Annotated in this window: 10 protein-coding genes and 1 pseudogene; 6 read left to right on the forward strand and 5 right to left on the reverse strand. The window is 69.7% G+C overall.

The genetic code is table 11. From position 1 onward, the window contains the following. Nucleotides 1–133 precede the first annotated feature (133 nt). The 3 genes from lepB (at nucleotide 134) to JAO81_RS31700 (ending at nucleotide 1,794) form a co-directional block, all read left to right on the forward strand. On the forward strand, nucleotides 134–805 hold the full coding sequence (gene lepB, locus JAO81_RS31690; protein ID WP_199551407.1) for a signal peptidase I: 672 nt from the start codon (nucleotides 134–136) through the stop codon (nucleotides 803–805). Between the two features lie 208 nt (nucleotides 806–1,013). Further along, complete coding sequence (locus tag JAO81_RS31695) at nucleotides 1,014–1,319, forward strand: hypothetical protein (RefSeq protein WP_199551408.1); 306 nt, start codon at nucleotides 1,014–1,016, stop codon at nucleotides 1,317–1,319. 142 nt (nucleotides 1,320–1,461) lie between these two features. Then, nucleotides 1,462–1,794 (forward strand): hypothetical protein, encoded by a 333-nt coding sequence (locus JAO81_RS31700; RefSeq protein ID WP_199551409.1) that lies wholly within the window; start codon nucleotides 1,462–1,464, stop codon nucleotides 1,792–1,794. A 93-nt stretch (nucleotides 1,795–1,887) separates the two neighbouring features. Here the strand turns inward: JAO81_RS31700 and JAO81_RS31705 are convergent, their stop codons facing one another. From JAO81_RS31705 to JAO81_RS31710, 3 genes are all read right to left on the reverse strand, one after another. After that, nucleotides 1,888–2,739 (reverse strand): hypothetical protein, encoded by an 852-nt coding sequence (locus tag JAO81_RS31705; RefSeq protein ID WP_199551410.1) that lies wholly within the window; start codon nucleotides 2,737–2,739, stop codon nucleotides 1,888–1,890. A gap of 50 nt (nucleotides 2,740–2,789) precedes the next feature. Beyond that, a complete protein-coding gene (locus JAO81_RS43480; protein WP_267913087.1) occupies nucleotides 2,790–2,921 on the reverse strand; it encodes a hypothetical protein in 132 nt (43 codons plus the stop codon). Nucleotides 2,922–3,005: 84 nt separating this feature from the next. Next, nucleotides 3,006–3,203, reverse strand: a complete 198-nt coding sequence (locus JAO81_RS31710; RefSeq protein WP_199551411.1) for a hypothetical protein — start codon at nucleotides 3,201–3,203, stop codon at nucleotides 3,006–3,008. A gap of 191 nt (nucleotides 3,204–3,394) precedes the next feature. On the opposite strand from JAO81_RS31710, the gene JAO81_RS31715 reads away from it, so the two are divergent. Then, the gene (locus tag JAO81_RS31715) at nucleotides 3,395–3,883 is read left to right on the forward strand and encodes a MarR family transcriptional regulator (RefSeq protein ID WP_307813923.1); all 489 of its coding nucleotides are present in this window, start codon (nucleotides 3,395–3,397) and stop codon (nucleotides 3,881–3,883) included. Continuing rightward, on the forward strand, nucleotides 3,880–5,160 hold the full coding sequence (locus JAO81_RS31720) for an MFS transporter (protein ID WP_199551412.1): 1,281 nt from the start codon (nucleotides 3,880–3,882) through the stop codon (nucleotides 5,158–5,160). The genes JAO81_RS31715 and JAO81_RS31720 overlap by 4 nt, the downstream gene beginning before the upstream one ends. An 86-nt stretch (nucleotides 5,161–5,246) precedes the next feature. On the opposite strand, the gene JAO81_RS31725 is transcribed toward JAO81_RS31720, so the two are convergent. After that, complete coding sequence (locus tag JAO81_RS31725; protein WP_199551413.1) at nucleotides 5,247–5,651, reverse strand: hypothetical protein; 405 nt, start codon at nucleotides 5,649–5,651, stop codon at nucleotides 5,247–5,249. A gap of 306 nt (nucleotides 5,652–5,957) precedes the next feature. Between JAO81_RS31725 and JAO81_RS31730 the strand changes: the two genes are divergently transcribed. Continuing rightward, nucleotides 5,958–6,791 carry a PIG-L family deacetylase gene (locus JAO81_RS31730; protein ID WP_199551414.1) on the forward strand — a complete coding sequence of 278 codons (834 nt, stop codon included), beginning with the start codon at nucleotides 5,958–5,960 and terminating at the stop codon, nucleotides 6,789–6,791. Between the two features lie 131 nt (nucleotides 6,792–6,922). Here the strand turns inward: JAO81_RS31730 and JAO81_RS31735 are convergent. Beyond that, nucleotides 6,923–7,057, reverse strand: a pseudogene (locus tag JAO81_RS31735) (DNA-directed RNA polymerase subunit alpha); the annotation flags it as partial.

The following is a 7,057-nucleotide window of genomic DNA, read 5'->3' on the forward strand; positions in this document are numbered from 1 at the left end:
AGTGAGACGCGCGCCCGGGCATCTCCGGTGATTCGCCCGAGATGTCCGCGCCCGTGCGCCCACACCCCTCGATCTCTTGTCCTGCGCCGCCCCGTCCGTCCGGACGCCGGGCGGCGCAGGAAGGAAACGAGTGATGCGGCAAGGGGCGGTCAAGCACGGGCACAGGGCGGGCCGGGGGCTGCGTATGGCGGCCTGGGTGCTGGTGCCGATCGGATTGGTGCTGATCGCGGGACTCGCGTACGCGCGCATGCAGTTCCAAGGCGTGACCGTCAACAGCGATGCCATGAACCCGACCTACCGTCAGGGCGACACCCTCGTCGTCGAGGAGGTCGACCCACACGACATCCGCAGAGGCGACGTCCTGCTGATCGACGTGCCCGGACGCGGCTACGGAGGACGGACGCTGCAGCGGGTGGTCGGCGTCGGCGGTGACCACGTGACCTGCCGCGAGGGCGGCCAGGTCGTCTTGAACGGCAAGCCCGTCGACGAGCCGTACGTGAACCTGGGCGAGCCGTGCATGGGGCCGCCCTTCGAGGCCACAGTTCCGCAAGGGCGGCTGTTTCTGCTCGGTGACAACCGGGGCAATGCGCGCGACTCGCGGGAGTTCCTCGACGAGCAGGCGGGCAGCGTCGCCTTCGAGGCGGTGCGCGGGCGGGCGACCGACAGCCGCGTCGCCGCGGCCGGCCCGGTCGCGGCGGGCATCGGCGGGATCGTGACCTTGCTGGTCGGGATCGGGCTGGGAATCGGCGGGTACGTGACGGGCCGACGCGCCCAGACACCCGCGCCGACGTGGCACACCCACTGAGCCGGACACGTGCGGGCTGCAGCCCTGATCCGGCTCTGCGCGCGGGCCGCAGCGTCGTCCCGGCTCTGCGCGCGGGCCGCAGCCCCATCCCGGCTCTGCGTACGGCTTCCTGAGCGAAGCCGGCGTCGGCGTCCGCGAGCAAGGGACGCGCCGACCATGCTGGTGGGGGCGCCAGTTGAGGCGTGACCGCGGGACGTACTGTTGCCGCATGTCGATATCCGTTGGTCTCACTCTCGATGTTTCCGGACTGCAGCCCGGAGAGCAGACCGCCCGTGTCACACAGGCGTTGACCGAGTTCCTCGTCGAGCACGACCTGGACAGGGACGTGTCGGTGGACACGAAGCCGGATCCGGGCTGCGTCTCCGCATGGACCGAATTCCCCATCATCGTGACGCGCTTCGGCGCCTGGTCCGACAAGCTCGAGCAGTCCTGGCGGGACACGCTGCACGCGATCGCGCCCAGCGCCCAGTTCGACCTGCGGTGGAGCTTCGAGGACGACGACGAGGAGTACTAGCCCCCACCGTGAGGAGTACTAGCCCCCACCGTCCACCACGCCGACCCGTTCACCCCGCAGATCCGGCACGCCGCCTCCACCGGGAGGGACTGCGACCGGATCCCTGTCCTCGGCGGCACACAGGACGGTAGCGTGCCCGGCAATGGACGAAGATCAGCGCAGCGCCGCGTGGGCCATGTACCTCGCTCTGCATCACCTGGCCTCCGGGGCGATCTTGGCCATGCCCCTGGACACGATGGTGACGCGGGACCGCATGGTCGCGGGCGATCTCGACCACGCACTGAGCATCCTGAACCAAGTCGGCCCCACAGCCGCCGAGCTCGCGCCCGCGCTTGTCGAACGAGTCCGTCGGCAGGTGACCGGCTGGGAGACGGCCGGCCCCGATCGGCTGCGCGAGTTGCTCGATGCACTGCAGGAGCTGTCCGAACTGACGGGCGCGAGCCTGCCGTTGCCGCTTCCGCCGGGCCTGAGCTGACGGCGAGGAACTTGCCGACCGAGTCGGGCGGCTGCCTGCCGGTGATGGTGCGCCGTGGCGCGAGGCCCATCACCGACGAGTGGGATGGGCGCGTCAGTCGCCGCCGCATCCGCCGCAACTGCTGCAGGAATCCACGTCGACGCTGTCGGCCCAGGAGCCGCCCTGGCTCCGACTGCGCGCGCGGCCCCGTGGTTGAGGGGGCGGTGGCTTCGGCCGCTCCCTGGCTCGGGTTATCGCCCGTCGCGTGTCATCGGGCAGGGCCGCACGTGTGCTCTCCGCCCTGTCCTTGCAGAACGCGTCGAGAGCCTTCCAGCGGCGGCGCTTCTCCGACGGCCACAGGCAGGCCGGCCCCCACTGAACCGCCCAGGCCGCCATGCAGACGTAGAGCCAGACCGTTCTGTCGGCCTCGGGATGGAACGGCACGGGCGCTTCGGCCGCAGTGGCGCTGACACCCATGCCGATCGCGGTCACCATCGTGGTGGCCAGCATCAGGGTCTGACTCTTGCCGGATGCCGTCATACGCAGCCGGGGTGCCCCGGACTCGACCAGTTCCCGGAACCGGGCGTAGCGGGCCTCGTCCACGATCTCGTACAGCTTGGTCGTTGTGCTGGCCGGCGTCCTGTGGATCTCCTCGGCCAGGGCGCGCAGGGCAGGGTCCCTCTGCTCCCTGCCGCGACGGGTGGGCCGCAACTCGCCGCCGTAGGAAGTCCTCACCACATCGTCGTCGAGGAGTATGCAGACCGCGGTCTCCGCGGCCTCGGCCATGCCGCCGAGCAGGAACGAGGCCCGCACCGGGTGGAGTTCGCCGGCGATGAGGCTCGCCACGGTCCGGCGCGCCTCCCTGTCGCGGAACCAGCAGTACGCTCCGCGCAGCGCGTTGCACGCGGCGAAGACCAGCAGCCAGAAGGCCACGATCCCCTCGCTGTCGGTCAGCCACCAGCCCACCGTCCGCCCCCCCCCGCCCCTTGGGATCGGTTCTTCGGTCCTCGTGAGCCTCAGGGTGCGAGGCGTTGCATCACATCGCAGCCGAGGGTGAGTGTTTCGGCCAGCTGCTGTGTGCTGGTGCCGGGCACGGCGCTCATGCTGAGCCGTACCGGCCACGCCTTCTCCAGCCAGTACTTCGCCACGGCCTTGCCGTCCGCTCCGTAGGCCGTGAGCGTGCAGCCTTTGCGTCCGACAGGACTGCCGCTGATCGCCGCCTGGTGCCACGATCACAACTCGAGCGATGGGCTCCACCCGCGCAGCAGCACCACCCGTGGCCGCGGAGAGCCGGCTACCGGCTTTCCGGTGGCGTCGAGCATGGCCTCGGCCGAACTCAGCTCGCTCAACTGCCCGAACGACGCGACCTCCACGCCGTCGATGGCGAGCGTGAACCGGCTCGCGGTCAGCGCCCCGTCGAAAGCCCCCATGCCGCCCCCTCCCACAGGCCGCCGACCAGGAACCGGCAGCTCGCCCAGGAGGCTAGGACCGCCTGCGACGGCTGTCGAGTGCCCACGGAAGCTCAGAAGAACGAATCACGGGTTCCGCTGCTGTCGCATCCGCGGCGGCGGGTCTCGGCCGCGACCGCTCCCATTTATGTGAGCGCTGTTATATTAGCGCTGTGACATCTTCAGATCCCACAGCGGTCCCCGATCCCTGGCACGCCCTGCACGAGCTGCTGGCAGCCATGGACGCCGAGATCGAGAAGGTCTACGTCGAGCGCGGAATCGAGGGCGTACGTCCTCGATTCGCCTATCCGCTGATCCGGCTCGCCCATACCGGACCGCTGACCATCCGCGAGCTGGCGAAATCCCTGGGCCGTACACACTCCGCGATCAGCCAGACCATCGCCGCCATGCGCAAGGAGGGCCTGGTCACCTCCGAGCCGGGGCCCGATGCCCGAACCCGGCGCATCGACCTGTCCGAGCGCGGCCGGTCACTGGTGCCGTTTCTGGAAGCCGAGTGGCGTGCCACCCACGAGACGGTCGCCGGATTGGACAGTGAGATCCCGTATGCCATGACCGCCGTCGTCGAGGAGGTGCGGCGGGCACTGGAACGCCGGTCGATGCGGCAGCGGATCCTTGACCACCTGGTGGAGCCGCCGCGATGACCGGGCGGATACGGTTCCTCGACACCCGCCCCTTGCGGCGCAGCCGACCGTTTCGCGACCTCTGGATCGGCACCTCCGCCTCTCAACTCGGCGGACAGATAGCCACCGTGGCAGTGCTGGCCCAGGTCTGGGACCTGACCGGCAGCCCGGTCGGTACGGGCGCCATCGGTCTCGCCACCGGCCTGCCCATGGTGCTGTTCGGGCTGCTCGGCGGCACGTTGGCCGACACCTTCGACCGCCGTGCGGTGGTGCGGGTCACCACAGCCGGCCAATTGGTGGCCGCCGCAGGACTGTGTGCCCAGGCCATGGCGGGCAACCGCAGTGTGATCCTGCTGCTCACCCTGGTTGCCGTGGCAACGAGCTGCAGCGCGCTCGGCGCCCCTGCCCGGCGCATCCTCCCCGTCCGGTTGTTGCCGAGCGATCAGGTCGCGGCCGGTCTCGCGCTGATGAACGTCTCCTTCCAGGCAGCGATGCTGGCCGGACCCGCGATGGCCGGCCTGATCATTGCCCGCTGGGAGCTCCCGGCCGCATACGCCGCCCAAGCCATAGCCACCGCGGTCGCGGCGCTCTCGTTGATTCGCCTGCCCGCCATGCGGCCGGAAGGCGCCGATACGGGTGTCAGGCGCCGGGCGGAGCGTGGCGGTTGGCGGGTCCTGCGCCGCCCGACGCTGTGGGGCTCGATGGCCACCGACCTGTCCGCAACGCTCCTCGCCATGCCGATCGCGCTCTTCCCGCTCATCAACGAGCTCCGCTTCGGCGGGAACCCGCAGACCCTCGGCCTCTTCCTCTCGGCCGTCGCGGTCGGGGGAATCACGGCCGGTCTGCTCTCCGGCACGGTCACACGCTGGCGCCGCAGCGGCCTGGTCCAGCTGTCCGCTGCCGCCGTCTGGGGCCTGGCGCTGGCCTGCTTCGGCTTGGCGGGACCCTTGTGGCTGGCGCTCGTCTGCCTGGCCGTTGCGGGCGCTGCCGACACCGTTTCAGTGATCACCCGTGGCGCCCTGATTCAACTGGAGACCCCGGACGCCTTTCGGGGGCGGGTCTCTTCGGCGGAACACGTCATCGGTGTCGCGGGCCCCGAACTCGGCAACTTCCGAGGCGGCCTGTTGGCTTCGGCCACCTCCGCCTCCTTCTCGCTCGTCTTCGGCGGACTGTCCGCCGTCCTTGCCATCGCCGCCGTCGCCGTGACCAACGCCCCCCTTCGTGCCTACCGCACACCATCTCCTGCCGCGAAGCCGACCACCCCTCAAGTCGCCGAAGCGGCAGCGGCCCCGGGCTAGGCCCCGGGCTAGGGGGCGCCGCCTTGTTTGGGGTCATTCCTCATGGGTCCAAAGCCCCGTCTTGTGGCGGCTTGTGTCACTCGTGGTCAGCGGTCAGTCTCTTCGCCTGGGGCGACGAGCCGCACGAAGTTCTCGATCTCCGTGGGGTCCTCGGGCATCCCTCCGCGTTCCATGACAATGGGCTTCATGAAGCCGCTGGCAAAGACGTGCCAGGCGAGGACGGGTTCGGTGTTGCTGCCGGCTGCGTCCTCTGCGAAGAGCGCGGTCCAGCCTCCGCCGGGCAGGGCGGCGATGACGGGCGCTTCCTCATCCAGCTGGAGTCCCGCGAAGTTGCTGTCCTTGTTGGCTCGCACGAGCCGGCCCTTCTTGGTGTCGGCCACGAGGGCGTACCCCGTGTCGTCCCACGCCACGATGGGCCTCGTCTCGTAGTGGGTGCCCTGTTCGGTCTCGACCTTGTATCGGGCGATGTAGACCTCGGTGGCGGGGATCACTGGCGCTCCTTCGTCTGATGCCGGCTGAGGAGCGTACTGGTGTGCCTGGGCTCCCGGCACGGGAACAGTCCCATCGGCTGGATCACGCCGCATTTGTTCGGCGAGCGTGCCGAGATCTGGCAGGTCGAGCGGCTTGCCGGGAACACCAGCTCCTGCCGGTGCTGTTGCATGAGCCGAGGGGCCGGTGCGGCTTGGGCGGGAACACGGAGACCGGACGGTCGCCGTCCGCCGGGACCCGGACATCGGGATCGGTACGCCCGCCGCACCCTCCCACCAAGACGTAACAACTGCTGGAGGACTTGTTTCATGACTGGCCGGCCTTTGACGCTCATGGCAGTGCACGCCCACCCCGACGACGAGGCCACCGGAACGGGAGGAATCCTCGCGCGGTACGCGGCGGAAGGCATCCGCACGGTTCTCGTCACCTGTACCGACGGCGGTTGCGGCGACGGACCGGGAGGGGTCAAGCCGGGCGATCCCGGGCACGATCCGGCCGCCGTCGCCTCGATGCGCCGTCAAGAACTCGAGGCAAGCTGCGAGGTCCTGAAGGTCAGCGATCTCGAGATGCTCGACTATGCGGACTCCGGAATGGTGGGCTGGCCCAGCAACGACGCGCCCGGATCCTTCTGGCAGACCCCCGTGGAGGAAGGCGCCGCGCGACTCGCGGAACTCATGCGGCACTACCAGCCCGATGTGGTCGTCACCTACGACGAGAACGGCTTCTACGGTCACCCCGACCACATCCAGGCCCACCGCATCACGATGGCGGCGCTGGAGATGACCCCGCTGACACCGAAGGTGTACTGGACGACGATGCCCCGCTCCGGGATGCAGCGGTTCGGCGAGATCATGCGCGAGCTGGACCCCGACATGCCCGAGCCGGATCCGGCCGAGGCCGCCGCGATGGCCGAGATCGGGCTGCCCGACGATGAGATCACCACGTGGGTGGACACGACCGCCTACAGCGGTCAGAAGTTCGATGCACTGGCCGCACACGCCAGTCAGGGCGAGAACATCTTCTTCCTCAAGATGGGCAAGGAGAAGTTCGGCGACTTGATGGGCATGGAGACCTTCGTCCGCGTCAAGGACGCCACGGGCGCGAGCGCACCCGAGGACGACCTCTTCGCCGGTCTGCGCTGATCGGCCCGGCCGTGGGCCGGGCCGGATACCTTGCCTGCCTCGCCAGCGGTCCGGTCACGTGCGGAAGAGCGGGGTGAACGCGGACGGCGTGGCGTGCGGCCGTCCGCGTGGTCGGGTCCCTCGGCAGCCGCTCAGTACTGCTCGGTTTCGACGAATCCGGCGTCCGCGTCATCGGCGGCGCCGAAGGCATCGGCTGCGGTGGTGGGGTCGAATCCGGGCGGGCTGTCCTTGAGGCCCATGCCCATGCCGGCGAGCTTGGCCTTGAC

It is taken from the genome of Streptomyces sp. N35 (assembly GCF_016464295.1).
GTDB lineage: Bacteria > Actinomycetota > Actinomycetes > Streptomycetales > Streptomycetaceae > Streptomyces.